Origin of the sequence: Citrobacter sp. ABFQG (assembly GCF_004322975.1) — a bacterium.
Lineage (GTDB): Bacteria > Pseudomonadota > Gammaproteobacteria > Enterobacterales > Enterobacteriaceae > Citrobacter > Citrobacter freundii.
This window is the reverse complement of sequence record NZ_CP036435.1, coordinates 4,032,848-4,058,720: the sequence shown is the minus strand read 5'-3', so window position 1 is coordinate 4,058,720 and position 25,873 is coordinate 4,032,848. Positions and strand designations below refer to the sequence as shown.

General features: G+C 53.0%; 22 protein-coding genes. 18 read left to right on the top strand and 4 right to left on the bottom strand.

Annotated features, from left to right (window positions below):
- Window positions 1–38: 38 nt before the first annotated feature.
- A complete protein-coding gene (ackA, locus tag WN16_RS19995; protein ID WP_003839347.1) occupies window positions 39–1,241 on the bottom strand; it encodes an acetate kinase in 1,203 nt (400 codons plus the stop codon).
- 339 nt (window positions 1,242–1,580) lie between these two features.
- On the opposite strand from ackA, the gene yfbV reads away from it, so the two are divergent.
- From yfbV to WN16_RS19975, 4 genes are all read left to right on the top strand, one after another.
- Window positions 1,581–2,036 carry a terminus macrodomain insulation protein YfbV gene (yfbV, locus tag WN16_RS19990; RefSeq protein ID WP_003028087.1) on the top strand — a complete coding sequence of 152 codons (456 nt, stop codon included), beginning with the start codon at window positions 1,581–1,583 and terminating at the stop codon, window positions 2,034–2,036.
- 83 nt (window positions 2,037–2,119) lie between these two features.
- Window positions 2,120–2,614: a YfbU family protein gene (locus tag WN16_RS19985; protein WP_003028086.1), complete on the top strand. Its 495-nt coding sequence runs from the start codon at window positions 2,120–2,122 to the stop codon at window positions 2,612–2,614.
- On the top strand, window positions 2,607–3,284 hold the full coding sequence (locus WN16_RS19980; RefSeq protein ID WP_085951580.1) for a sugar phosphatase: 678 nt from the start codon (window positions 2,607–2,609) through the stop codon (window positions 3,282–3,284). Before WN16_RS19985 ends, WN16_RS19980 begins: the two co-directional genes overlap by 8 nt.
- Before the next feature lie 77 nt (window positions 3,285–3,361).
- The gene (locus WN16_RS19975; RefSeq protein ID WP_044701197.1) at window positions 3,362–5,194 is read left to right on the top strand and encodes an SLC13 family permease; all 1,833 of its coding nucleotides are present in this window, start codon (window positions 3,362–3,364) and stop codon (window positions 5,192–5,194) included.
- Between the two features lie 101 nt (window positions 5,195–5,295).
- On the opposite strand, the gene yfbR is transcribed toward WN16_RS19975, so the two are convergent.
- Together yfbR and alaA are read right to left on the bottom strand one after the other, a co-directional pair.
- Window positions 5,296–5,895 carry a 5'-deoxynucleotidase gene (yfbR, locus tag WN16_RS19970; RefSeq protein ID WP_003028083.1) on the bottom strand — a complete coding sequence of 200 codons (600 nt, stop codon included), beginning with the start codon at window positions 5,893–5,895 and terminating at the stop codon, window positions 5,296–5,298.
- Window positions 5,896–5,978: 83 nt separating this feature from the next.
- Window positions 5,979–7,196 (bottom strand): alanine transaminase AlaA, encoded by a 1,218-nt coding sequence (gene alaA, locus WN16_RS19965; protein ID WP_003028082.1) that lies wholly within the window; start codon window positions 7,194–7,196, stop codon window positions 5,979–5,981.
- Window positions 7,197–8,123: 927 nt separating this feature from the next.
- Between alaA and lrhA the strand changes: the two genes are divergently transcribed.
- The 14 genes from lrhA (at window position 8,124) to nuoN (ending at window position 24,753) form a co-directional block, all read left to right on the top strand.
- Complete coding sequence (gene lrhA, locus WN16_RS19960; RefSeq protein ID WP_044701192.1) at window positions 8,124–9,062, top strand: transcriptional regulator LrhA; 939 nt, start codon at window positions 8,124–8,126, stop codon at window positions 9,060–9,062.
- Window positions 9,063–9,688: 626 nt separating this feature from the next.
- On the top strand, window positions 9,689–10,132 hold the full coding sequence (gene nuoA, locus WN16_RS19955) for an NADH-quinone oxidoreductase subunit NuoA (RefSeq protein ID WP_003028077.1): 444 nt from the start codon (window positions 9,689–9,691) through the stop codon (window positions 10,130–10,132).
- Window positions 10,133–10,147: 15 nt separating this feature from the next.
- A complete protein-coding gene (gene nuoB, locus WN16_RS19950; protein WP_003028075.1) occupies window positions 10,148–10,810 on the top strand; it encodes an NADH-quinone oxidoreductase subunit NuoB in 663 nt (220 codons plus the stop codon).
- Between the two features lie 85 nt (window positions 10,811–10,895).
- Window positions 10,896–12,698, top strand: a complete 1,803-nt coding sequence (gene nuoC / locus WN16_RS19945; protein WP_003028072.1) for an NADH-quinone oxidoreductase subunit C/D — start codon at window positions 10,896–10,898, stop codon at window positions 12,696–12,698.
- A 2-nt stretch (window positions 12,699–12,700) separates the two neighbouring features.
- Window positions 12,701–13,201, top strand: a complete 501-nt coding sequence (gene nuoE / locus WN16_RS19940) for an NADH-quinone oxidoreductase subunit NuoE (protein WP_003028069.1) — start codon at window positions 12,701–12,703, stop codon at window positions 13,199–13,201.
- Entirely contained in the window at window positions 13,198–14,535 is a 1,338-nt protein-coding gene (gene nuoF, locus WN16_RS19935; protein ID WP_003839356.1) for an NADH-quinone oxidoreductase subunit NuoF, read from the top strand. Before nuoE ends, nuoF begins: the two co-directional genes overlap by 4 nt.
- Before the next feature lie 80 nt (window positions 14,536–14,615).
- Complete coding sequence (nuoG, locus tag WN16_RS19930; RefSeq protein WP_044701224.1) at window positions 14,616–17,342, top strand: NADH-quinone oxidoreductase subunit NuoG; 2,727 nt, start codon at window positions 14,616–14,618, stop codon at window positions 17,340–17,342.
- Window positions 17,339–18,316, top strand: a complete 978-nt coding sequence (gene nuoH / locus WN16_RS19925) for an NADH-quinone oxidoreductase subunit NuoH (protein WP_003028063.1) — start codon at window positions 17,339–17,341, stop codon at window positions 18,314–18,316. The genes nuoG and nuoH overlap by 4 nt, the downstream gene beginning before the upstream one ends.
- Before the next feature lie 14 nt (window positions 18,317–18,330).
- A complete protein-coding gene (nuoI, locus tag WN16_RS19920) occupies window positions 18,331–18,873 on the top strand; it encodes an NADH-quinone oxidoreductase subunit NuoI (protein WP_003028062.1) in 543 nt (180 codons plus the stop codon).
- An 11-nt stretch (window positions 18,874–18,884) separates the two neighbouring features.
- On the top strand, window positions 18,885–19,439 hold the full coding sequence (gene nuoJ, locus WN16_RS19915) for an NADH-quinone oxidoreductase subunit J (RefSeq protein ID WP_003028059.1): 555 nt from the start codon (window positions 18,885–18,887) through the stop codon (window positions 19,437–19,439).
- Entirely contained in the window at window positions 19,436–19,738 is a 303-nt protein-coding gene (nuoK, locus tag WN16_RS19910) for an NADH-quinone oxidoreductase subunit NuoK (RefSeq protein WP_000612644.1), read from the top strand. The genes nuoJ and nuoK overlap by 4 nt, the downstream gene beginning before the upstream one ends.
- On the top strand, window positions 19,735–21,576 hold the full coding sequence (gene nuoL / locus WN16_RS19905) for an NADH-quinone oxidoreductase subunit L (protein ID WP_003027695.1): 1,842 nt from the start codon (window positions 19,735–19,737) through the stop codon (window positions 21,574–21,576). The genes nuoK and nuoL overlap by 4 nt, the downstream gene beginning before the upstream one ends.
- 183 nt (window positions 21,577–21,759) lie before the next feature.
- The gene (gene nuoM / locus WN16_RS19900) at window positions 21,760–23,289 is read left to right on the top strand and encodes an NADH-quinone oxidoreductase subunit M (protein WP_003027692.1); all 1,530 of its coding nucleotides are present in this window, start codon (window positions 21,760–21,762) and stop codon (window positions 23,287–23,289) included.
- A gap of 6 nt (window positions 23,290–23,295) precedes the next feature.
- Window positions 23,296–24,753, top strand: a complete 1,458-nt coding sequence (gene nuoN, locus WN16_RS19895) for an NADH-quinone oxidoreductase subunit NuoN (protein ID WP_003027689.1) — start codon at window positions 23,296–23,298, stop codon at window positions 24,751–24,753.
- 59 nt (window positions 24,754–24,812) lie between these two features.
- Here the strand turns inward: nuoN and WN16_RS19890 are convergent, their stop codons facing one another.
- Window positions 24,813–25,817, bottom strand: a complete 1,005-nt coding sequence (locus WN16_RS19890; protein WP_003839364.1) for a chemotaxis protein — start codon at window positions 25,815–25,817, stop codon at window positions 24,813–24,815.
- Window positions 25,818–25,873 lie beyond the last annotated feature (56 nt).

Sequence of the window (25,873 nt, the reverse complement as noted above, 5' to 3'; positions counted from 1 at the left end):
TACAAAACAGCACCGCCAGCTAGGCTGGCGGTGTGAAATCAGGCGGTCAGACGGCTCGCGTCTTGCGCGATAACCAGTTCTTCGTTGGTTGGGATAACCAACGCAGGACGGGTACCTTCTTTGTTGATGAAACCAGATTTGCCGAAACGTGCGGCCAGGTTACGTTCGTGGTCTACTTCAAAGCCCAGAACGCCCAGTTTGCCCAGAGACAGTTCACGAACCATCGCGGCGTTTTCACCGATACCACCGGTGAAGACAACGGCATCCAGACGACCATCCATCAGCGCAGTGTAAGAACCGATGTATTTCGCCAGACGGTGGCAGTAAACGTCCATTGCACGTTTAGCGTCTTCTTTAGTCGCGTAGTTATCTTCAACATAGCGGCAGTCGCTGGTGACTTCGGTCAGACCCAGCAGGCCGGACTCTTTGGTCAGCATTTTGTTGATCTGGTCAACGCTCATGCCCAGGGTGTCGTGCAGGTGGAAGATGATCGCCGGGTCGATGTCACCGGAACGCGTACCCATCACCAGACCTTCCAGTGGGGTCAGACCCATGGAGGTATCAACACATTTACCGTTACGGATAGCAGATACAGAACCGCCGTTGCCCAGGTGGCAAGTGATGATGTTCAGCTCATCAACCGGTTTGTTCAGCACTTTAGCCGCTTCCTGAGTAACGAAGAAGTGGCTGGTACCGTGCGCGCCGTAACGACGAACGCCATGTTCTTTGTACAGGCTGTACGGCAGGGCGTAGAGGTAAGATTCTTCCGGCATAGTCTGATGGAACGCGGTGTCGAATACGGCCACGTTTTTGTCTTTCAGATTCGGGAAGGATTTCAGCGCTTCAGCGATACCGATCAGGTGTGCAGGGTTGTGCAGCGGTGCAAAAGAGGCTGCATCTTTGATACCCTGAATAACGGAATCGTCGATAACTACAGAGCCGGTGTATTTTTCGCCGCCGTGAACAACACGGTGACCAATCGCAGTCAGCTGAGCAGACAGTTCTGGTTTTTGTGCCAGAATAGTATTAACGATAAAATTCAGCGCTTCACTGTGAGCGGCGCCTGCACCTAAAGCCGCTTCTTGTTTACCGCCATCCATTTTCCATTTGATACGTGCTTCTGGGAGATGGAAACATTCGGCTAAACCAGAAAGGTATTCTTCACCGTTTACTGCATCGATGATGGCAAATTTCAGTGAGGAGCTACCGCAGTTCAGAACCAGTACTAACTTACTCGACATGGAAGTACCTATTTATGATACGTGGCTAAAAAAACGTCAGGGAGTCATAGAGCGTAGCGCATGATGACACCGACGTTTATGATTAACATCATGCGCCATGGTCTTTTTGGGCACGATGGAATAAATACCTTTGAGTCTATGTCATTTTGCGTATTTTTCAGCCAATGGCATACTATGTGTCAATTTGACGACTCAATGATTTTGGACTAAAGGCCTTAGAGGCCGGCACAGGATACCTGAATGTGGGTATCAAAGACAAAATGTTTTGAACGATGTCCCTTGTAGTTGTTGTTTTGCACAAATTTTTTAATTTTTATATGTGAAGTTGAGGTAACCGCCATGTCGACACCGGATAATCGTTCCGTCAATTTTTTTAGCTTGTTTCGCAGGGGGCAGCATTACGCGAAGACGTGGCCAATGGAAAAGCGCCTCGCGCCCGTGTTTGTAGAGAACCGCGTGATCCGTATGACACGTTACGCAATCCGTTTTATGCCGCCTATCGCCGTCTTCACCTTATGCTGGCAAATTGCGCTAGGGGGACAGTTGGGACCGGCCGTGGCGACCGCGCTGTTTGCGCTCAGCCTGCCGATGCAGGGCATGTGGTGGCTGGGTAAACGTTCCGTGACGCCGCTGCCGCCTTCAATACTCAACTGGTTCTACGAAGTTCGGGGTAAATTGCAAGAAGCCGGACAGGCGCTCTCTCCGGTAGAAGGAAAGCCGGATTACCAGGCGCTGGCTGACACGCTTAAGCGCGCCTTCAAACAACTGGATAAAACTTTCCTTGATGATTTGTAATTGACCCCTGATTACGCATATAAAAGAAGGCACAAGATGCCTTCTTTTTTTTCATCGCAGTAGTAGTGATACAGGAGTCCCAAATGGAAATGACCAACGCTCAACGTCTGATTTTGTCGAATCAGTACAAAATGATGACTATGCTCGACCCAACTAACGCCGAGCGTTATCGTCGTTTGCAGACGATTATTGAACGCGGTTACGGCTTGCAGATGCGTGAGCTGGATCGTGAGTTTGGTGAACTGACGGAAGAAACCTGTCGTACGATTATCGATATTATGGAGATGTATCACGCATTACATGTGTCCTGGACTAATCTTAAGGATGCACAGGCTATTGATGAGCGCCGCGTGACTTTCCTCGGTTTTGACGCCGCAACGGAAGCCCGTTTCCTCGGATACGTTCGCTTTATGGTGAATGTGGAAGGTCGCTATACCCACTTTGATGCGGGTACGCATGGCTTCAACGCCCAGACCCCGATGTGGGAAAAATATCAGCGTATGTTGAACGTCTGGCACTCTTGCCCGCGCCAGTATCACCTGAGCGCGAATGAAATTAACCAAATCATTAATGCCTGAGGGGGCGAGCGTGCAGTGCAAAGGTTTTCTGTTTGATCTGGATGGAACGCTGGTCGATTCCTTACCCGCAGTAGAACGTGCGTGGTGCAACTGGGCCGATCGTTTTGGCCTCGATCACGCCGAGGTGCTCGGCTTTATTCATGGCAAGCAGGCCATTACCTCCCTGCGACACTTTATGGTGGGCAAATCTGAGGCAGAGATCGCCGCGGAGTTTACCCGTCTGGAGCAGATCGAAGCGACGGAAACCGCCGGAATCACTGCGCTGCCTGGGGCTGTTGATTTACTCAACCATCTCAATAAAGCGGGTATTCCATGGGCGATTGTGACCTCAGGTTCTATGCCGGTCGCACGGGCACGCCATCGTGTTGCTGGGCTTCCTGCTCCTGAAGTGTTTGTCACCGCCGAGCGGGTAAAAAGAGGGAAACCAGAGCCAGACGCGTATCTGTTAGGCGCTCAGCTTCTGGGCCTGGCGCCGCAGGAATGTGCCGTGGTGGAAGATGCCCCCGCCGGGGTGCTTTCAGGACTGGCAGCTGGGTGTCATGTCATCGCGGTCAACGCGCCAGCGGATACGCCGCGTCTGAACGAGGTTGATTTTTCGCTGACCAGTCTGGAACATATTTCTGTGACCAAACAACCCAACGGAAATGTGGTCGTTATAAGAAATACCTGATCATGATTTAGCCCCAGATTGTTGGGGCTTTTTTATGGCAGAATCAGTCCATCCCTCTCATTTAACAAGGATATGTTGTGAACGGTGAATTGATATGGGTTCTCTCATTGCTGGCGATTGCTGTCGTCTTGTTTGCAACTGGCAGAGTGCGTATGGACGCGATCGCTTTGCTGGTCATTATTGCCTTTGTTCTGAGTGGAACATTGAGCATCACAGAGGCTTTTTCCGGGTTCAGCGATCCTAACGTTATTTTGATAGCGGCTTTATTCATTATCGGTGACGGCCTCGTGCGTACCGGTGTGGCGACAGTAATGGGCGCCTGGCTGGTGAAGGTCGCCGGTAGCAGTGAAGTCAAAATGCTGGTGTTGCTGATGATAACCGTAGCTGGACTCGGTGCATTCATGAGTTCGACCGGTGTGGTCGCCATCTTTATTCCGGTTGTCTTAAGTGTTTCCATGCGCATGGAAATTTCCCCTTCACGCCTGATGATGCCGCTAAGTTTTGCCGGCTTGATAAGCGGCATGATGACGCTGGTGGCAACGCCGCCAAACCTGGTCGTCAACAGTGAACTGTTACGTGAAGGACTTAATGGTTTTAGCTTTTTTAGCGTAACCCCACTGGGATTGGTGGTGTTGGTACTTGGCATAATTTATATGCTGGTGATGCGTTTTATGCTGAAGGGTGAAGACTCCGGGCAGCCGGGCGACGGCTGGAAGCGCCGGACTTTTCGCGATCTGATTAAAGAATATCGCCTGACCGGGCGCGCGCGTCGCCTGGCGATTCGCCCGGGTTCTCCTATGATAGGCCAGCGTCTGGACGACCTGAAACTGCGTGAGCGCTACGGGGCAAACGTGATTGGCGTGGAGCGCTGGCGTCGCTTTCGTCGCGTGATCGTTGACGTAAACGGGGTTTCTGAGTTTCGTGCTCGTGACGTATTGCTGATTGATATGTCTGCGGCCGATGTCGACCTGCGTGAATTTTGCGCTGAGCAACTGTTGGAACCGATGGTGCTGCGTGGAGAATACTTCTCCGAGCAGGCACTTGATGTGGGCATGGCCGAAATCTCTCTGATCCCTGAGTCGGAATTGATCGGCAAAACGGTACGGGAAATCGCTTTTCGTACGCGTTACGGGCTGAATGTCGTTGGGCTGAAGCGCGATGGTACGGCGCTGGCCGGGGCGGTGGTTGATGAGCCGCTGTTGATGGGCGATATCATTTTAGTGGTGGGCAACTGGAAGCTGATCACGCTGCTTGGACAAAAAGGGCGCGATTTTGTGGTGCTAAATATGCCTGTGGAAGTCAGTGAAGCTTCTCCGGCGCACAGCCAGGCGCCGCATGCGATTTTCTGTCTGGTACTGATGGTCGCGTTAATGCTCACCGATGAAATCCCTAATACGGTTGCCGCGATTATCGCATGTTTGCTGATGGGAAAATTCCGCTGCATCGATGCCGAAAGCGCCTACAAAGCCATTCACTGGCCAAGCATTATTTTGATTGTCGGGATGATGCCTTTTGCGCTGGCGTTACAGAAAACGGGCGGCGTCGATCTGGTGGTGAAAGGGCTAATGGACGTTGGTGGTGGGTATGGCCCGTATATGATGCTGGGCTGCCTGTTCGTGCTGTGCGCGACCATTGGGTTATTTATCTCTAACACCGCAACGGCGGTACTGATGGCGCCGATTGCGCTGGCGGCGGCAAAGTCGATGTGCGTTTCGCCGTATCCGTTTGCGATGGTGATTGCGATGGCGGCTTCCGCAGCCTTTATGACGCCAGTGTCTTCACCGGTAAACACACTGGTGCTCGGGCCGGGTAACTACACCTTTAGCGACTTCGTGAAGATTGGCGTACCGTTTACGGTGATTGTCATGGCAGTGTGCGTGGTGATGATCCCGATGCTGTTCCCGTTTTGACCGCCGCAGTAAACGCCTGATGGCGCTGCGCTTATCAGGCCTACGGATATCACGTTACCTGTAGGCCGGATAAGGCGTTAGCCGCCATCCGGCAAAATCGTTTAAAGCGGTGAATCCTGGCTGATTTCATCTAATGAAAGGTGAAAGCTTGGGACAAACACGTCCATAAAGTAGTCCATCTCTTCGCTGCGTCGTGACTCCAGCGTTTTTTCCAGACGTGTTTTCGCCAGCAGAAATTCGTTGTTACCGGCGGAGAGTTCTTCCAGGCACTTCAGATACGCGCACAGGGCATCGGCCTGTTTAACAATCGATCTTTCTTCTTCACTCAAGGCATGTTCATCAATGAGCGGTGCAAAAATATCGCGCAACTCATCGGGAACCATATCGACCAGTTTTTGCTGGGCAATTTTCTCTATCGCTTTATATTCCTGAGCAATCTGCGAGTTGAAATATTTCACTGGGGTAGGGAGATCGCCGGTTAACACCTCTGACGCATCGTGATACATCGCCAGCAGGGCAATACGCTCAGCATTTACCTGACCACCAAATTTACGGTTTTTGATCGCGGCCAGCGCATGAGCAACCATAGCAACCTGCAGACTGTGTTCGGACACGTTTTCGGTGCGCACGTTGCGCATCAGCGGCCAGCGGTTAATGAGTTTCAGACGGGAGAGGTGGGCAAAAAAGTGGCTCTGCTTCATAACGACCCTTACTCAGTGACTTCAGTAACGGTATTTTGCGCAGAGAGTGCTACCGGATGCAAACCCGGTAGCACTTTGCGTGGTTACAGCTGGCGATACCCTGACAGGAAACGCTCAAATTTACTCAACGACATTTCGATATCATCAATTCGCGGCAGCGTAACGATGCGGAAATGATCCGGCCACGGCCAGTTGAATGCTGTCCCCTGGACCAGCAGTACTTTTTCCTGCAACAGGAAATCGAGCACCATCTTCTGGTCGTCATGAATATTGAAGCGCTTGGCGTCAATTTTCGGGAACATATACAGTGCACCGCGCGGTTTTACGCAAGAGACGCCAGGGATATCATTGAGCAGTTCCCAGGCGCGGTTACGTTGCTCATACAGACGTCCGCCAGGCATGATGAATTCGCTGATGCTCTGATATCCGCCCAGCGCAGTCTGAATGGCATGTTGTGCCGGGACGTTCGCACACAGGCGCATAGAAGCCAGCATCTCAAGGCCTTCGATATACCCTTTGGCATGTTTCTTCGGTCCGTTCAGTACCATCCAGCCCTGACGGAAACCGGCAACACGATAGGTTTTTGACAGGCCGTTAAAGGTAATAGTCAGCAGATCCGGGGCCATTGCCGCAATCGAGTGGTGCTCGGCGTCATCGTAGAGAATTTTGTCGTAAATCTCATCTGCAAAGATGATGAGGTTGTTCTGGCGAGCAATCTCAACAATCTCCATCAGCAGCTCTTTAGAATAAACAGCGCCGGTTGGGTTGTTGGGGTTGATGATGACGATCCCACGCGTACGCGGCGTAATTTTGGCGCGGATATCATCCAGGTCCGGGAACCAGTCTGACGATTCATCACACAGGTAGTGCACGGCATTACCACCAGAGAGCGAAACCGCCGCCGTCCACAGTGGATAATCAGGTGCAGGAACCAGCATTTCGTCCCCACTGTTCAGCAATGCCTGCATGGCCTGCACAATCAATTCGGATACGCCGTTACCGATATAGATATCTTCTACGGTTACATCGCGCATCCCGCGGGCCTGGTAATGCTGCATGATTGCTTTGCGGGCTGAATAAAGGCCTTTGGAATCGCAATATCCTTGCGCAGTTGGCAAATTGCGGATCACATCCACTAAAATTTCATCTGGTGCTTCAAACCCGAAAGGCGCAGGGTTGCCGATGTTCAGTTTCAGAACTTTGTTGCCTTCTTCTTCCAGGCGCTTTGCTTCCTTCAGAACCGGGCCGCGAATGTCATAACAGACGTTTTCTAATTTGCTGGATTTTTCAATGGGGGACATGAACGTTGACCTTTTTAGCTGTGAATGCCACTCCCTGCCGTGGAAGTCAGCCCAGCACAATGTACTCCCACGACGGTGAGTTTTGAAGGGTCTTTAGTAGAAGATTTTGGAAAGCAGGAGGACGATAATTAACTTTTAATAACTAAATTATGCAATTATTACAGTGTAATAATCTGGATTGTTGTGTTTTTTATGGTTTATGTTTTGCTTTGTTGGCTTTGGTATGGTGATTTGTCTGGTCGAAAAAAGTTACCCCTATAAAACAAAATGCAGTCGATATCTGTGTGATACGGCGCGATTCGAAAATACTGAGGTTTCATCAACGAATTCTGTTATCGGTCTGATCCCTACGTGATACGGTGTGAATCCATTGTTAAGCATAATTAATGAATTGAGAGATTCTTAATTAATTATTATTTATTATTTAAACGACATCAAATTGAGTGGGCTAATAATACGAAAACCGTTGCACTGACATAACACCAATTCGCCCGGAATTATTCGCAATAACACTTATAAATATAGTGGTTTTAGGTTAAGATAACTCCTATGAAATGGTTTGTAGTACGAGTTTTACGATAATTCAAATGTTTGTTGGTTGTTCATAACATACTGAAAAGTTAGTTCTTAATGTGTAAATTATTGTTCGTTAACTATTTTTTAAATTTACAAAATTTACATGTTTTCCATTAGTCAGAATCATACGGCAGCTAAAAATACGGCTCTTTCTCGTTGCTATATTCCGATGAATATCACGGGTCTTAAAATAGCTCAGAAAGAGAATTGTTTCGTTTGTTAAACCAAATACATCCTTATTTTCACTTGGTTACACTAAGCGAAACTGAAGGGAGGCACATTACAAATGGAGTTGTTTGATTCTGAATGCACAGCATTAACCCGGTATGACCCGCGAGTAAGTGAAAAACTATGATAAATGCAAATCGTCCGATAATTAACCTCGACCTCGATCTGCTGAGAACCTTTGTTGCTGTTGCCGACCTAAATACCTTCGCGGCTGCGGCAGCTGCGGTATGTCGAACTCAGTCTGCGGTAAGTCAGCAAATGCAGCGCCTTGAGCAACTTGTGGGGAAAGAGTTGTTCGCGCGTCATGGACGCAACAAACTGCTGACCGAACATGGTATCCAGCTGTTGGGTTACGCCAGGAAAATACTGCGATTTAATGATGAGGCATGCTCATCATTGATGTTTAACAATCTTCAGGGGGTGTTAACTATCGGTGCTTCTGATGAATCCGCCGACACCATACTCCCATTTCTGCTTAACCGCATTAGTTCGGTTTATCCGAAACTTGCGCTTGATGTAAGAGTGAAACGCAATGCTTACATGGTGGAGATGCTTAAGTCGCAAGAAGTGGATTTAGTGGTCACCACGAATCGCCCTGACGATTTTGAATGCCTGAATTTGCGGACTTCACCGACGCACTGGTATTGCGCAGCCGAATATATCCTGCAAAAAGGCGAACCCGTGCCGTTAGTTCTGCTGGACGATCCCAGCCCGTTTCGCGATATCGTGCTGGCGACGTTGAATGCCGCACAGATCCCGTGGCGTCTGGCTTATGTCGCTTCAACATTACCTGCGGTCCGCGCGGCGGTAAAAGCAGGGCTTGGCGTTACTGCGCGTCCTGTAGAAATGATGAGCCCGGATTTACGCGTACTGGGGGCGGCGGACGGATTGCCACCTCTGCCTGATACCGAGTATCTGTTGTGCAGCGATCCGGGCACGCAAAATGAATTAGCTCAGGCTATCTTTAAGTCGATGCAGACATATCAAAATCCTTGGCAATACAATCAGTTTACCCCTGAAGGGGGAGATGACTCGCTGATTGTTGAAGGCGACTTTGAGTAAAGCGTCACAAAAAAACGTTTAAAAATGTAAGTGTAAAAAAGAGCCACTGATGATGAAAAAACATCCAGCGGCTCTTTTTTTATGCAAATATTACTGCTTTCTGTTCATTCATATACTAAAACTTAACAAAATCAGCAGGTAAAAAAACAGACTGACAATAGGGTGAAAAATAATCAGCCGCGTTGCTAAATGTTTCCATGTTAAAAAACTAGAGAAATTGTTGCTGTTTTTTATGGTGAATTAACAAAAGCGTGTCACAGATCAAGAAAATACTCCCATTTAGGGGGAGGCATCTGGGTGAATTCCTGTCAAAATAGACGTGTATTATCTTTTTTACTTCACTACGGACACGATTCAACAACATTAAAAATGACCGATGATGCAATCGAAATGGGTCTAAAGAGCACTTTATGTTAATGAAGTTGGATTAGTGTAAAATAATGTGAGGAAACTTTTGTTAAAGTTGACAAAAGGTTATAGAAAGGAGTAAAAAACCCCATCAATTAGCTGTATAAAATGATTTTTCACAGTGATTGTAAGGTTTTTTTATTCCTCCCCATGAATCGATGTGGCGTTCATCTGCCGAAAAGAGCAGAGAATTTGGCGCTACTTTTGATGAGTAAGCAATGAGTATGTCAACATCCACTGAAATCATCGCTCATCACTGGGCATTCGCTATCTTTCTTATCGTTGCCATTGGCCTGTGTTGCCTGATGCTCGTCGGCGGCTGGTTTTTAGGGGGTCGCGCACGCGCGAGATCTAAAAACGTGCCGTTTGAATCAGGTATCGACTCGGTCGGCACCGCCCGCCTGCGCCTGTCTGCCAAGTTTTATCTGGTAGCCATGTTCTTCGTTATCTTCGACGTTGAAGCGCTGTATCTGTTCGCATGGTCAACTTCTATCCGTGAAAGCGGTTGGATTGGCTTTGTGGAAGCTGCAATTTTTATTTTTGTGTTACTGGCAGGTCTGGTTTATCTGGTGCGTATTGGCGCGCTGGACTGGACGCCCGCGCGTTCACGCCGCGAGCGTATGAACCCGGAAACGAACAGTATCGCTAATCGTCAACGCTAACCGCGAGGCATTAAGATGGATTATACGCTCACCCGCATAGATCCTAACGGTGAGAACGACCGTTACCCCCTGCAAAAACAGGAGATCGTAACCGACCCCCTGGAACAAGAAGTTAACAAAAACGTGTTCATGGGCAAACTGCATGACATGGTTAACTGGGGCCGTAAAAACTCAATTTGGCCATATAACTTTGGCCTTTCCTGCTGCTACGTTGAGATGGTGACCTCGTTTACCGCCGTGCACGATGTGGCCCGTTTTGGTGCGGAAGTACTGCGTGCATCGCCGCGTCAGGCTGACCTGATGGTCGTAGCCGGAACCTGCTTTACCAAAATGGCGCCAGTTATTCAGCGCCTCTACGATCAGATGCTGGAACCGAAATGGGTTATTTCCATGGGCGCATGCGCCAACTCCGGCGGGATGTACGACATCTATTCTGTGGTGCAGGGCGTTGATAAATTTATTCCGGTCGATGTGTACATCCCGGGATGTCCGCCGCGCCCAGAAGCGTATATGCAGGCTCTGATGCTGCTGCAAGATTCCATTGGCAAAGAACGCCGTCCGCTCTCCTGGGTGGTTGGCGATCAGGGCGTTTATCGCGCCAATATGCAATCAGAACGCGAGCGTAAACGCGGCGAACGTATTGCTGTAACGAATCTTCGTACACCAGACGAGATTTAATTTGCGCCTGTCGGCAGCAGCACTTCCTTCGCTTATCACTACATAAATAGCGCGAAGCACTGCCGACCACCACGGACCATTTGCAATGGTGAACAATATGACCGACTTAACCGCGCAAGACGCTGCATGGCAAACACGGGATCACCTTGATGACCCGGTCATTGGCGAACTGCGCAACCGTTTTGGGCCGGATGCCTTTACCGTTCAGGCGACTCGCACCGGGGTACCCGTTGTTTGGGTCAAGCGTGAACAATTACTGGAAGTTGGCGATTTCTTAAAGAGACTGCCGAAACCTTACGTCATGCTGTTTGACTTACACGGCATGGACGAACGTCTGCGTACGCACCGCGAAGGGTTACCCGCCGCGGATTTTTCCGTTTTCTATCACCTGATCTCCATTGAACGCAATCGCGATATCATGCTCAAGGTGGCTTTGTCTGAAAACGATCTGCGCGTACCGACTTTCACCAAACTGTTCCCGAACGCCAACTGGTATGAGCGTGAAACCTGGGAAATGTTTGGCATCGACATCGAAGGTCACCCGCACCTGACGCGTCTGCTGATGCCGCATACCTGGGAAGGCCATCCGCTGCGTAAAGACTACCCGGCGCGTGCGACTGAATTCGACCCGTTTGAGCTGACTAAAGCCAAACAGGATCTGGAAATGGAAGCGCTGACCTTCAAACCTGAAGATTGGGGCATGAAGCGTAGCACCGAAAATGAGGACTTCATGTTCCTCAACCTCGGTCCTAACCACCCGTCTTCCCACGGTGCGTTCCGTATTGTGCTGCAGCTTGATGGCGAAGAAATCGTCGACTGCGTACCTGACATCGGCTACCACCACCGTGGCGCTGAAAAGATGGGCGAACGTCAGTCCTGGCACAGCTACATTCCGTACACCGACCGTATCGAGTACCTCGGCGGCTGCGTTAACGAAATGCCTTACGTACTGGCGGTTGAGAAACTGGCAGGCATCACCACGCCGGATCGCGTCAACGTGATTCGCGTCATGCTGTCTGAACTATTCCGTATCAACAGTCATCTGCTGTACATCTCCACGTTCATTCAGGACGTCGGCGCGATGACCCCGGTATTCTTCGCCTTTACCGATCGTCAGAAAATCTACGACGTCGTGGAAGCGATCACCGGTTTCCGTATGCACCCGGCCTGGTTCCGTATCGGCGGTGTGGCACACGATCTGCCGCGCGGTTGGGACAAACTGCTGCGTGATTTCCTCGACTGGATGCCAAAACGTCTGGATTCTTACGAGAAAGCCGCGCTGCGTAACACCATCCTGAAAGGCCGTTCGCAGGGTGTTGCCGCTTACGGTAAGAAAGAAGCGCTGGACTGGGGTTGTACCGGTGCTGCGCTGCGTGCGACCGGTATTGATTTCGACGTGCGTAAAGCGCGTCCGTACTCTGGCTATGAAAACTTTGACTTTGAGGTCCCGGTTGGCGGCGGTGTGTCCGACTGCTATACCCGCGTGATGCTGAAAGTTGAAGAGCTGCGCCAGAGTCTGCGCATCCTTGAGCAGTGCCTCAATAACATGCCGGAAGGCCCGTTCAAAGCGGATCACCCGCTGACGACGCCGCCACCGAAAGAGCGCACGCTGCAACATATCGAAACCCTTATCACCCACTTCCTGCAGGTTTCGTGGGGTCCGGTTATGCCGGCAAACGAGTCCTTCCAGATGGTAGAAGCGACCAAGGGTATCAACAGTTACTACCTGACCAGCGATGGCAGCACCATGAGTTACCGTACCCGTATCCGTACCCCGAGCTATGCGCACCTGCAGCAGATCCCGGTAGCGGTACGTGGCAGCCTGGTGTCCGACCTAATCGTCCATCTGGGTAGTATCGATTTTGTTATGTCAGATGTGGACCGCTAATTATGCACGAGAATCAACAACCACAAACCGAGGCTTTTGAGCTGAGTGCGGCTGAGCGTGAAGCGATTGAGCACGAGAAGCACCACTACGAAGACCCGCGTGCGGCGTCCATTGAAGCGCTGAAAATCGTTCAGAAACAGCGTGGCTGGGTGCCGGATGGGGCGATCTATGCGATCGCTGATGTGCTGGGTATTCCGGCAAGCGACGTAGAAGGTGTTGCTACGTTTTATAGCCAGATCTTCCGCCAGCCGGTAGGTCGCCACGTGATCCGCTATTGCGACAGCGTGGTGTGCCATATCAACGGCTACCAGGGGATCCAGGCCGCGCTTGAGAAAAAACTCAACATCAAGCCGGGGCAGACGACTTTTGATGGTCGCTTTACGCTGCTGCCGACCTGTTGCCTGGGGAACTGCGACAAAGGGCCAAACATGATGATCGATGAGGATACTCACGCTCATCTGACCCCGGAAGGCATTCCCGAACTGCTGGAGCGGTATAAATGAAAGACATTATCCGTACTCCCGAAACCCATCCGCTGACCTGGCGTCTGCGTGATGACAAACAGCCGGTCTGGCTGGACGAATACCGTAGCAAGAACGGCTACGAAGGTGCGCGTAAGGCCCTGACCGGGCTGTCACCGGACGAAATCGTTAATCAGGTAAAAGACGCTGGCCTGAAAGGGCGCGGCGGCGCGGGCTTTTCCACTGGTCTGAAGTGGAGCCTGATGCCGAAAGACGAATCCATGAACATCCGTTACCTGCTGTGTAACGCCGATGAAATGGAGCCGGGCACCTATAAAGACCGTCTGCTGATGGAACAGCTGCCGCACCTGCTGGTGGAAGGCATGCTGATTTCCGCGTTTGCGCTGAAAGCGTACCGTGGTTACATCTTCCTGCGCGGTGAATATATCGAAGCAGCCGTGCATCTGCGTCGCGCGATCGCCGAAGCGACCGAAGCCGGTCTGCTTGGCAAAAACATTATGGGCACCGGTTTCGACTTCGAACTGTTTGTCCACACTGGGGCAGGGCGTTACATCTGCGGTGAAGAAACCGCGCTGATCAACTCCCTTGAGGGTCGCCGTGCTAACCCACGCTCCAAGCCGCCGTTCCCGGCAAGCTCTGGCGCATGGGGTAAGCCGACCTGCGTAAACAACGTCGAAACCCTGTGTAACGTACCGGCTATCCTCGCGAACGGCGTGGAGTGGTACCAGAACATTTCGAAGAGCAAAGACGCGGGCACCAAGCTGATGGGCTTCTCCGGTCGTGTGAAGAACCCTGGCCTGTGGGAACTGCCTTTCGGTACTACCGCGCGTGAGATCCTCGAAGATTACGCGGGCGGCATGCGCGATGGCCTGAAGTTCAAAGCCTGGCAACCTGGCGGCGCGGGGACTGACTTCCTGACCGAAGCACACCTCGATCTGCCGATGGAATTCGAAAGCATTGGTAAAGCAGGTAGCCGTTTGGGCACCGCGCTGGCAATGGCTGTCGATCACGAGATTGGCATGGTTCCTCTGGTGCGTAACCTCGAAGAGTTCTTTGCCCGCGAGTCCTGTGGCTGGTGTACGCCGTGCCGTGATGGTCTGCCGTGGAGTGTGAAAATTCTGCGCGCGCTTGAGCGTGGCGAAGGCCAGCCTGGGGATATCGAGACACTTGAGCAACTGTGTCGTTTCCTCGGCCCGGGTAAAACCTTCTGTGCACACGCACCGGGTGCAGTGGAACCGCTGCAGAGCGCCATTAAATATTTCCGCGAAGAATTCGAAGCTGGCATCAAGCAGACCTTCAGCAATACCCACGCTATTGGTGGTATTCAGCCAAACCTGCTGAAAGAGCGCTGGTGATCACAGGGTTAGCCCTGTGTCGCGATAAGAAATTCGATTAACGCTCGGTTACGACCGAGCCAACTGGAAGCATGCTGACTATGGCTACGATTCATGTAGACGGCAAAGAATATGAGGTCAACGGAGCGGACAACCTGCTGGAAGCTTGTCTGTCTCTTGGCCTTGATATTCCGTACTTTTGCTGGCACCCGGCGCTGGGAAGCGTCGGTGCTTGCCGCCAGTGTGCGGTGAAGCAATATCAGAACGCGGAAGACACGCGTGGTCGCCTGGTGATGTCTTGTATGACACCGGCCACCGAAGGCACCTTTATTTCTATTGATGACGAAGAAGCGAAGCAGTTCCGCGAAAGCGTCGTGGAGTGGTTGATGACTAACCACCCGCACGACTGTCCGGTCTGTGAAGAGGGCGGCAACTGCCACCTGCAGGATATGACCGTCATGACCGGTCACAGCTTCCGTCGCTACCGCTTCACGAAGCGTACTCACCGTAACCAGGACCTGGGGCCGTTCATCTCTCACGAAATGAACCGCTGCATCGCCTGCTATCGCTGTGTACGTTACTACAAAGATTACGCCGATGGTGCGGATCTGGGCGTGTATGGCGCACATGACAACGTCTACTTCGGTCGTCCGGAAGACGGTACGCTCGAAAGCGAATTCTCTGGCAACCTGGTTGAAATTTGTCCAACCGGCGTCTTCACCGATAAAACGCACTCCGAGCGTTATAACCGTAAATGGGACATGCAGTTTGCGCCGAGCATCTGCCAGCAGTGTTCCATCGGCTGTAACACCAGCCCGGGCGAGCGCTACGGTGAACTGCGTCGTATCGAAAACCGTTATAACGGTACCGTTAACCACTACTTCCTCTGCGACCGTGGTCGTTTCGGCTATGGTTACGTGAATCTGAAAGACCGTCCGCGTCAGCCGGTACAGCGTCGTGGCGATGACCTGATCACGCTGAACGCCGAGCAGGCGATGCAGGGCGCGGCAGATATTCTGCGTCAGTCGAAGAAAGTGATTGGTATCGGCTCCCCGCGCGCCAGCGTTGAAAGTAACTTCGCGCTGCGTGAACTGGTCGGTGCGGATAACTTCTATACCGGTATCGCTCAGGGCGAACTGGATCGTCTGCAACTGGCGTTGAGCGTACTGCGTGACGGCGGGATTCATACTCCGGCACTGCGCGAAATCGAATCTTATGATGCGGTTCTGGTGCTGGGAGAAGATGTCACCCAGACCGGCGCACGCGTTGCGCTGGCGGTGCGTCAGGCGGTGAAAGGTAAAGCGCGTGAAATGGCGGCGGCACAGAAAGTGGCTGACTGGCAGATCGCAGCAATCCTTAATATCGGCCAGCGTGCTAAGCATCCGCTATTCGTTACCAACGTCGATAACACCCGTCTGGACGATATCGCCGCTTGGACCTATCGCGCACCGGTTGAAGATCAGGCGCGTTTAGGTTTCGCTATCGCCCACGCGCTGGATAACAACGCGCCGGCGGTTGACGGTATTGACCGTGACCTGCAGAACAAAATTGACGTTATCGTTCAGGCACTAGCCGGGGCGAAGAAACCACTGATTATTTCCGGCACCAACGCCGGTAGCGCCGAAGTGATTCAGGCGGCTGCCAACGTGGCGAAGGCGCTGAAAGGCCGTGGCGCAGACGTTGGCATCACCATGATTGCTCGCTCGGTTAACAGCATGGGCCTCGGCATGATTGGCGGTGGTTCCCTTGACGATGCGCTGACCGAGCTGGAAACAGGCCGCGCTGACGCTGTTGTGGTGCTGGAAAATGACCTGCATCGCCATGCTTCAGCCGCTCGCGTTGATGCCGCGCTGGCGAAAGCGCCGCTGGTACTGGTCGTTGACCATCAGCTTACGGCAATTATGGAAAACGCCCATCTGGTGCTTTCCGCTGCAAGCTTCGCCGAAAGCGATGGTACGGTGATTAACAACGAAGGCCGCGCCCAGCGTTTCTTCCAGGTTTATGACCCATCCTACTACGACAGCAACACCGTAATGCTGGAAAGCTGGCGCTGGCTGCACTCGCTGCACAGCACCGTGCAGAGCCGTGAAGTGGACTGGACGCAGCTCGACCACGTTATCGACGCGGTTGTTGAGAAGTTGCCGCAGCTGGCGGGCATTAAAGATGCCGCGCCGGACGCAAGCTTCCGTATCCGTGGACAGAAGCTGGCGCGTGAACCGCACCGCTACAGTGGGCGTACCGCAATGCGCGCCAACATCAGCGTACACGAACCGCGTCAACCGCAGGACAAAGACACTATGTTCGCTTTCTCTATGGAAGGGAACAACCAGCCGTCTGCACCGCGTTCACAAATTCCGTTTGCCTGGGCTCCGGGCTGGAACTCCCCACAGGCGTGGAACAAGTTCCAGGATGAAGTGGGCGGTAAACTGCGTCATGGCGATCCGGGCGTGCGCCTGATCGAAGCTTCTGCGGATGGTATGGATTACTTCACTACCGTTCCGGCGAGCTTCCATGCTCAGGATGGTCAGTGGCGTGTCGCGCCGTACTACCATCTGTTTGGCAGTGACGAAATGTCCCAGCGTGCGCCGGTCTTCCAGACCCGTATGCCGCAGCCGTACATCAAACTCAACCCGGCTGATGCCGCGAAGTTGGGTGTTAATGCCGGTACGCGCGTTTCTTTCAGCTACGATGGCAACACGGTTACGCTGCCGGTTGAAATCGCTGAAGGATTAACGGCAGGGCAGGTTGGTTTACCGATGGGCATGCCTGGCATCGCGCCGGTTCTGGCAGGTGCGCGTCTTGAGGATCTGCAGGAGGCACAACAATGAGTTGGATTACACCCGATCTGATTGAGATCCTGCTGAGCATTCTCAAAGCGGTGGTGATCCTGCTGGTGGTGGTCACCTGCGGGGCATTCATGAGCTTTGGCGAACGTCGTCTGCTGGGTCTGTTCCAGAACCGTTACGGACCGAACCGTGTTGGCTGGGGCGGTTCGCTCCAGCTGGTTGCGGACATGATCAAGATGTTCTTTAAAGAAGACTGGATCCCGAAATTCTCGGATCGCGTCATCTTTACCCTGGCACCGATGATCGCCTTCACCTCGCTGCTGCTGGCTTTCGCCATCGTGCCGGTGAGTCCGAACTGGGTGGTTGCTGACCTGAACATCGGGATCCTGTTCTTCCTGATGATGGCGGGCCTCGCGGTATACGCAGTGCTGTTCGCCGGCTGGTCCAGTAACAACAAATACTCCCTGCTCGGTGCGATGCGTGCGTCTGCGCAGACCCTAAGCTACGAAGTGTTCCTCGGACTTTCCCTGATGGGCGTGGTGGCGCAGGCCGGTTCATTTAACATGACCGACATCGTCAACAACCAGGCTGATATCTGGAACGTTATTCCGCAGTTCTTTGGTTTTGTCACCTTTGCCATCGCGGGCGTGGCGGTGTGTCACCGTCACCCGTTTGACCAGCCAGAAGCCGAGCAGGAACTGGCCGACGGTTACCACATTGAATATTCCGGTATGAAATTCGGTCTGTTCTTCGTGGGTGAATACATCGGTATCGTCACCATTTCTGCACTGATGGTTACCCTGTTCTTCGGTGGCTGGCATGGCCCGTTCTTACCGCCATTCGTCTGGTTCGCGCTGAAAACCGCGTTCTTCATGATGATGTTCATTTTGATTCGTGCGTCGTTACCGCGTCCTCGTTATGACCAGGTAATGTCCTTCGGCTGGAAAGTCTGTCTGCCGCTGACGCTCGTCAACTTGCTGGTAACTGCGGCTGTCATTCTCTGGCAGGCGCAATAAGGGACACAAAGACCATGACCTTAAAAGAATTGTTCGTAGGTTTCGGCACCCAGGTACGCAGTATCTGGATGATCGGCCTGCATGCGTTCGCGAAACGCGAAACGCAGATGTACCCGGAAGAGCCGGTCTATCTACCGCCCCGTTTTCGTGGTCGTATCGTTCTGACTCGTGATCCAGACGGTGAAGAGCGCTGCGTTGCCTGTAACCTGTGTGCGGTAGCGTGTCCGGTAGGCTGTATCTCTTTGCAAAAAGCAGAGACCAAAGATGGCCGCTGGTATCCGGAGTTTTTCCGCATTAACTTCTCACGCTGCATTTTCTGCGGCCTGTGCGAAGAAGCCTGTCCGACAACGGCTATTCAGCTGACTCCAGATTTCGAGCTGGGTGAGTACAAGCGCCAGGACCTGGTTTACGAGAAAGAGGATCTGCTGATCTCCGGTCCGGGCAAATACCCGGAATATAACTTCTACCGGATGGCAGGTATGGCAATCGACGGCAAAGATAAGGGCGAAGCAGAGAACGAAGCCAAGCCTATCGACGTCAAGAGCCTGTTACCGTAAGGAGAGGGGCAATGGAGTTCGCTTTTTATATCTGTGGCCTGATAGCCATTCTCGCAACCTTGCGGGTGATCACCCACACCAATCCGGTACACGCGCTGCTGTATCTGATTATTTCGCTGCTGGCGATTTCCGGGGTGTTCTTCTCGTTAGGCGCTTACTTCGCCGGTGCGCTGGAAATTATCGTCTACGCGGGCGCTATCATGGTGCTGTTCGTATTCGTGGTAATGATGCTCAACCTCGGTGGTTCTGAAATTGAACAGGAACGCCAGTGGCTGAAACCTCAGGTGTGGATTGGTCCGGCGATTCTGTCGGCCATCATGCTGGTGGTCATTGTTTACGCCATTCTGGGCGTAAACGATCAGGGCATCGACGGGACGCCAATTAGCGCGAAAGCAGTCGGTATTTCCCTGTTCGGACCGTATGTACTGGCGGTCGAACTGGCTTCGATGCTGCTGCTGGCGGGCCTGGTTGTGGCCTTCCACGTGGGGCGCGAAGAGCGTTCAGGTGAAGTGCTGAGCAATCGCACTGATGACCGCGCGAAAAGAAAAACGGAGGAGCACGCATGATCCCCTTACAACATGGACTGATCCTCGCTGCGATTTTATTCGTCCTGGGTTTGACCGGTCTGGTTATCCGCCGCAATCTGCTGTTTATGCTGATCGGGCTGGAAATCATGATTAACGCCTCCGCGCTGGCCTTTGTGGTCGCCGGAAGCTACTGGGGCCAGACCGATGGTCAGGTGATGTACATTCTCGCCATCAGCCTTGCGGCTGCGGAAGCGAGCATTGGACTTGCGCTGTTGCTGCAACTTCATCGCCGTCGCCAGAACCTGAACATCGATTCAGTAAGTGAGATGCGTGGATGAACATGCTTGCCTTAACCATTATTCTGCCATTTATTGGCTTTGTATTACTGGCGTTTTCCCGTGGTCGTTGGTCAGAAAATCTGTCCGCTACCGTGGGTGTCGGGTCGATTGGTCTGGCCGCGCTGGTGACTGCGTTTGTTGGCGTTGATTTCTTTGCCAATGGCCAGCAGGCTTATAGCCAGCCGCTGTGGACCTGGATGTCAGTCGGCGACTTCAACATCGGTTTTAACCTGGTGCTGGATGGCCTGTCGCTGACTATGCTCTCCGTGGTGACCGGCGTTGGTTTCCTGATCCACATGTTCGCCTCCTGGTATATGCGCGGAGAAGAGGGCTATTCTCGTTTCTTCGCCTACACCAACCTGTTTATCGCCAGCATGGTGGTTCTGGTGCTGGCGGATAACCTGCTGCTGATGTACCTCGGCTGGGAAGGCGTGGGCCTGTGCTCCTATCTGCTGATTGGTTTCTACTATACCGATCCGAAGAATGGCGCTGCGGCAATGAAAGCCTTTGTGGTAACCCGTGTTGGTGACGTATTCCTGGCGTTCGCGCTGTTCATCCTCTACAACGAGCTGGGCACGCTGAACTTCCGCGAAATGGTGGAACTGGCGCCTGCGCACTTTGCAGATGGTAACAACATGCTGATGTGGGCAACCCTGATGCTGCTGGGCGGTGCGGTCGGTAAATCTGCGCAGTTGCCGTTGCAAACATGGCTTGCTGATGCGATGGCCGGCCCGACGCCTGTCTCTGCGCTTATCCACGCTGCGACGATGGTTACCGCCGGTGTCTACCTGATTGCACGTACGCACGGCCTGTTCCTGATGACCCCAGAAATCCTTCACCTGGTGGGGATTATCGGTGCCATCACTCTGGTGCTGGCGGGTTTTGCTGCGCTGGTACAGACCGACATCAAACGCGTTCTTGCGTACTCCACCATGAGCCAGATTGGTTATATGTTCCTGGCTCTCGGTGTACAGGCGTGGGATGCGGCGATTTTCCACCTGATGACGCACGCCTTCTTTAAAGCGCTGCTGTTCCTGGCATCCGGCTCGGTTATCCTGGCTTGCCACCACGAACAGAACATCTTCAAGATGGGCGGACTGCGTAAGTCAATTCCGCTGGTGTATCTCTGCTTCCTGATCGGTGGCGCGGCGCTGTCGGCTCTGCCGCTGATTACCGCTGGCTTCTTCAGTAAGGATGAGATTCTGGCCGGTGCAATGGCGAATGGTCATATTAATCTGATGGTTGCAGGTCTGGTCGGTGCGTTCATGACCTCTCTGTACACCTTCCGTATGATTTTCATCGTGTTCCACGGTAAAGAACAAATTCACGCTCATGCAGGGAAGGGGATTACCCATCATCTGCCGCTGATTGTGCTGATGATCCTGTCCACCTTCGTTGGCGCGCTGATTGTGCCGCCGCTGCAGGGTGTACTGCCTGCGACGACCGAGCTTGAGCATGGTCGCGTCATGACGCTGGAAATTACCTCCGGTATCGTAGCGATTGCGGGCATCCTGATCGCAGCATGGCTGTGGCTGGGTAAACGCCAGCTTGTGACATCGATTGCCAACAGTGCGCCGGGCCGCCTGCTGGGTACCTGGTGGTATAACGCCTGGGGCTTCGACTGGCTGTACGACAAAGTGTTCGTCAAGCCGTTCCTGGGTGTTGCCTGGTTGCTGAAACGCGATCCGCTCAACTCAATGATGAACATTCCGGCGATCCTTTCCCGCTTTGCAGGTAAAGGCCTGCTGTTGAGCGAGAACGGTTATCTGCGCTGGTATGTCGCATCAATGAGCATCGGCGCCGTCGTTGTGCTGGCACTGTTGATGGTACTGCGTTGAGTTTGAGGATTGTGGGGTTGATGTCGGATGGCGCTCGCGCTTATCCGACCTACGGGAATCTGTAGGCCCGGTAAGCGTTCGCGCCACCGGGCAAAAAAAGCCGCAATCCGAAGTGAATTTTCTGTTTGAGAATTCGTTGAAAATCAGGTCCTGATGGGACTTTAACAAGGAATAAAGATCGCCATGTTACTACCCTGGCTAATATTAATTCCCTTTATCGGTGGCTTCCTGTGCTGGCAGACCGAACGCTTTGGCGTGAAGGTGCCGCGCTGGATCGCGCTGATTACCATGGGATTGACGCTGGCGCTTGGCCTGCAACTGTGGTTGCAGGGCGGCTATTCACTGACGCAATCCGCTGGCATTCCGCAGTGGCAGTCTGAGTTTGTCCTGCCGTGGATCCCACGTTTTGGCATCTCTATTCATCTGGCTATCGATGGTCTGTCGCTGCTGATGGTAGTGCTGACCGGTCTGCTCGGTGTTCTGGCGGTACTTTGCTCCTGGAATGAAATCGAAAAATACCAGGGCTTCTTCCATCTGAACCTGATGTGGATCTTAGGCGGCGTGATCGGCGTGTTCCTTGCCATCGACATGTTCCTGTTCTTCTTCTTCTGGGAAATGATGCTGGTGCCGATGTACTTCCTGATCGCGTTGTGGGGGCATAAAGCCTCTGACGGTAAAACGCGTATCACGGCGGCGACCAAGTTCTTCATTTATACCCAGGCGAGTGGTCTGGTGATGTTGATTGCCATCCTGGCGCTGGTGTTTGTGCACTATAAAGCGACCGGTGTGTGGACCTTCAACTATGAAGAGTTGCTGAATACCCCGATGTCCCACGGTGTGGAATATCTGCTGATGCTGGGCTTCTTCATCGCCTTCGCGGTGAAAATGCCGGTGGTTCCGCTGCACGGCTGGTTGCCGGATGCACACTCCCAGGCGCCGACCGCAGGTTCCGTTGACCTGGCGGGGATTTTGCTGAAAACCGCAGCCTACGGTCTGCTGCGCTTCTCCCTGCCGCTGTTCCCGAACGCGTCGGCGGAGTTTGCACCTATCGCAATGTGGCTGGGCGTTATCGGTATCTTCTACGGCGCGTGGATGGCCTTTAATCAGTACGATATCAAACGCCTGATCGCTTACACCTCCGTATCGCACATGGGCTTCGTACTGATTGCTATCTACACCGGCAGCCAGCTGGCTTACCAGGGTGCGGTTATTCAGATGATCGCGCACGGTCTGTCCGCAGCCGGTCTGTTCATTCTGTGTGGTCAGCTGTACGAACGTCTGCACACGCGTGATATGCGTATGATGGGCGGCCTGTGGGGCAAAATGAAATGGTTGCCTGCGCTGTCAATGTTCTTCGCCGTGTGTACGCTGGGTATGCCTGGTACAGGTAACTTCGTTGGCGAATTTATGATTCTGTTCGGCAGCTACCAGGTGGTTCCGGTCATTACCGTGATCTCGACCTTTGGTCTGGTGTTTGCCTCTGTTTACTCGCTGGCGATGTTGCATCGCGCTTACTTCGGTAAAGCGAAGAGCCAGATTGCCAGTGTTGAACTGCCAGGGATGTCGCTGCGTGAGCTGTTTATCATCCTGTTGCTGGTCGTGCTTCTGGTACTGCTTGGCTTCTATCCGCAGCCGATTCTGGATACCTCGCATTCTGCGATGAGCAACATCCAGCAGTGGTTTGTTAATTCCGTTACTACTACAAGGCCGTAAATCGCCATGACAATAACTCCACAACACCTGATTGCGCTGCTACCGCTGCTGATCGTCGGCTTGACGGTGGTGGTTGTGATGCTCTCCATTGCGTGGCGACGCAATCACTTCCTCAATGCCACGTTATCGGTCATTGGGCTTAACGCCGCGCTGGTTTCGCTCTGGTTTGTTGGCCAGGCGGGCGCCATGGACGTCACCCCGCTGATGCGGGTTGACGGTTTCGCCATGCTCTACACCGGACTGGTGCTGCTGGCCAGTCTTGCCACCTGTACCTTTGCTTACCCGTGGCTGGAAGGCTACGACGACAACCGGGAAGAGTTCTACCTGTTGGTGCTGATTGCCGCACTCGGCGGTATTCTGCTGGCTAACGCTAACCATCTGGCGGCGCTGTTCCTTGGTATTGAGCTGATCTCTCTGCCGCTGTTTGGTCTGGTTGGCTATGCGTTCCGTCAGAAACGTTCGCTGGAAGCCAGTATCAAATACACCATTCTGTCTGCCGCAGCGTCTTCCTTCCTGCTGTTCGGTATGGCGCTGGTGTACGCGCAGTCTGGCAATCTGTCGTTTGTTGCGCTCGGTAAGAGCCTCGGCGACGGCATGCTGCACGAACCGCTGCTGCTGGCGGGCTTCGGTCTGATGATTGTTGGCCTCGGCTTTAAACTTTCGCTGGTTCCGTTCCACCTGTGGACGCCAGACGTTTACCAGGGCGCTCCGGCTCCGGTTTCCACCTTCCTGGCGACGGCGAGCAAAATCGCTATCTTCGGCGTGGTGATGCGTCTGTTCCTGTACGCACCGGTAGGGGATAGTGAAGCGGTACGTATTGTACTGGGCGTGATTGCCTTTGCTTCCATCATCTTCGGTAACCTGATGGCGCTGAGCCAGACCAATATTAAACGTCTGCTCGGTTACTCTTCGATCTCTCATCTCGGCTACCTGCTGGTGGCGCTGATTGCTCTGCAGAGCGGCGAGATGTCGATGGAAGCGGTTGGCGTTTACCTGGCCGGTTACCTGTTCAGCAGCCTCGGCGCGTTCGGTGTGGTCAGCCTGATGTCCAGCCCGTACCGCGGCCCGGATGCGGACTCTCTGTTCTCCTACCGTGGTCTGTTCTGGCATCGTCCGATCCTCGCGGCAGTGATGACGGTAATGATGCTGTCTCTGGCCGGTATCCCGATGACGCTGGGCTTTATCGGTAAGTTCTACGTACTGGCAGTCGGTGTGCAGGCTAACCTGTGGTGGCTGGTTGCCGCTGTGGTGGTCGGTTCGGCGATTGGTTTGTACTACTATCTGCGTGTTGCCGTGAGCCTGTACCTGAGCGCACCGCAACAGCTGAACCGCGATGCGCCATCCAACTGGCAGTACAGCGCGGGCGGTATCGTGGTGCTGATTTCTGCCCTGCTGGTACTGGTGCTGGGTATTTACCCGCAACCGCTGATCAGCATTGTGCAGTTAGCGACTCCGCTGATGTAAGGCTACATGCAGTAACGAAAAAACCCGCCTCGGCGGGTTTTTTTATGCGTGAAATACGGTCAGTTCAATAGCTGACGGCTCACCAGCGGACCGCTGATGCCTTTTGCTGTGCGATCCATCACTTCCTGGATCACTGAAGAAAGCTCATTGACTTCGAATTTGGCCACGTAGCCATCCGCTTTTACTCGGCGAACATGATCTTCGTTCGCACTACCGGAAAGCGAAGAGTGGATAACGACCGGGATCTTCTTCAGGCGTTCGTCGGTTTTTATTTTGCGGGTAAGCGTAAAACCGTCCATCTCCGGCATTTCGAGATCGGTGAGTACCAGGGCGATCTTCTCGCTAATAGGCTTGCCCTCCGCCAGTGCTTCTGCGGAAAGCTGCTGTATTTTTTCCCACGCATCCTGGCCCGTTACATGCATCAGATGCGGGATTTCCATGGCGTTAAGCCCTTTTTCCAGCATTGCGCGGGCCACTTTTGAATCATCTGCCACAATCGCCACCGCACCCGGCGTGATGTTGAATTTATTGGTTTTCAGATCGGTTGCGCGCAGGTCGTGGTTCGCCGGTACGATGTCATACAAGATCTGCTCAACGTCGAGCACCAGCGCCAGGTTGTTGGTCTCTTTGTTATCGTCCAGGCAAGCGATACTGGTGATATAGCGACCATTGACGGCTTTCTCGGCGGTATGCACCTGTTGCCAGTCCAGGCGCATAATGTTTTCCACTGACTCCACCGCAAACGCCTGGACGCTGCGGGCATATTCTGTGATCAACAGGATGTTGAGTCCGGTCTCTGGTTTACAGCCCGCGACGGCGGGCAGGTCAATCACCGGGATCACCTGATCGCGAATATTAACCATACCCAGCAGCGGGGCCTTCATACCAGCCGGACGCGTAAAGGTCGGCATCGGCACGATTTCACGCAGCTTGAATACGTTGATGCCAAATAGCTCTGATTTCTGCTCCTCAACAGATTTGCCGAGGCGAAATAGCAGTAGTTCAAAACGGTTAGACAGGGTTAGGTTTGTCCTGTCATCAATATCTTTCTGGAAATTGTTCATCCTGTCCTCAGTGTGAAAGCCAGCCTTTCCACTGTTATCGGCACTGAGGCGGAAAA

What these genes read in the sequence shown, in the direction of transcription:
- ackA (WP_003839347.1), bottom strand. Translation starts at nt 1,241, where the DNA reads ATGTCGAGTAAGTTAGTACTGGTTCTGAACTGCGGTAGCTCCTCACTG.
- yfbV (WP_003028087.1), top strand. Translation starts at nt 1,581, where the DNA reads ATGTCGACACCGGATAATCGTTCCGTCAATTTTTTTAGCTTGTTTCGC.
- WN16_RS19985 (WP_003028086.1), top strand. Translation starts at nt 2,120, where the DNA reads ATGGAAATGACCAACGCTCAACGTCTGATTTTGTCGAATCAGTACAAA.
- WN16_RS19980 (WP_085951580.1), top strand. Translation starts at nt 2,607, where the DNA reads ATGCCTGAGGGGGCGAGCGTGCAGTGCAAAGGTTTTCTGTTTGATCTG.
- yfbR (WP_003028083.1), bottom strand. Translation starts at nt 5,895, where the DNA reads ATGAAGCAGAGCCACTTTTTTGCCCACCTCTCCCGTCTGAAACTCATT.
- alaA (WP_003028082.1), bottom strand. Translation starts at nt 7,196, where the DNA reads ATGTCCCCCATTGAAAAATCCAGCAAATTAGAAAACGTCTGTTATGAC.
- lrhA (WP_044701192.1), top strand. Translation starts at nt 8,124, where the DNA reads ATGATAAATGCAAATCGTCCGATAATTAACCTCGACCTCGATCTGCTG.
- nuoA (WP_003028077.1), top strand. Translation starts at nt 9,689, where the DNA reads ATGAGTATGTCAACATCCACTGAAATCATCGCTCATCACTGGGCATTC.
- nuoB (WP_003028075.1), top strand. Translation starts at nt 10,148, where the DNA reads ATGGATTATACGCTCACCCGCATAGATCCTAACGGTGAGAACGACCGT.
- nuoC (WP_003028072.1), top strand. Translation starts at nt 10,896, where the DNA reads ATGGTGAACAATATGACCGACTTAACCGCGCAAGACGCTGCATGGCAA.
- nuoE (WP_003028069.1), top strand. Translation starts at nt 12,701, where the DNA reads ATGCACGAGAATCAACAACCACAAACCGAGGCTTTTGAGCTGAGTGCG.
- nuoF (WP_003839356.1), top strand. Translation starts at nt 13,198, where the DNA reads ATGAAAGACATTATCCGTACTCCCGAAACCCATCCGCTGACCTGGCGT.
- nuoG (WP_044701224.1), top strand. Translation starts at nt 14,616, where the DNA reads ATGGCTACGATTCATGTAGACGGCAAAGAATATGAGGTCAACGGAGCG.
- nuoH (WP_003028063.1), top strand. Translation starts at nt 17,339, where the DNA reads ATGAGTTGGATTACACCCGATCTGATTGAGATCCTGCTGAGCATTCTC.
- nuoI (WP_003028062.1), top strand. Translation starts at nt 18,331, where the DNA reads ATGACCTTAAAAGAATTGTTCGTAGGTTTCGGCACCCAGGTACGCAGT.
- nuoJ (WP_003028059.1), top strand. Translation starts at nt 18,885, where the DNA reads ATGGAGTTCGCTTTTTATATCTGTGGCCTGATAGCCATTCTCGCAACC.
- nuoK (WP_000612644.1), top strand. Translation starts at nt 19,436, where the DNA reads ATGATCCCCTTACAACATGGACTGATCCTCGCTGCGATTTTATTCGTC.
- nuoL (WP_003027695.1), top strand. Translation starts at nt 19,735, where the DNA reads ATGAACATGCTTGCCTTAACCATTATTCTGCCATTTATTGGCTTTGTA.
- nuoM (WP_003027692.1), top strand. Translation starts at nt 21,760, where the DNA reads ATGTTACTACCCTGGCTAATATTAATTCCCTTTATCGGTGGCTTCCTG.
- nuoN (WP_003027689.1), top strand. Translation starts at nt 23,296, where the DNA reads ATGACAATAACTCCACAACACCTGATTGCGCTGCTACCGCTGCTGATC.
- WN16_RS19890 (WP_003839364.1), bottom strand. Translation starts at nt 25,817, where the DNA reads ATGAACAATTTCCAGAAAGATATTGATGACAGGACAAACCTAACCCTG.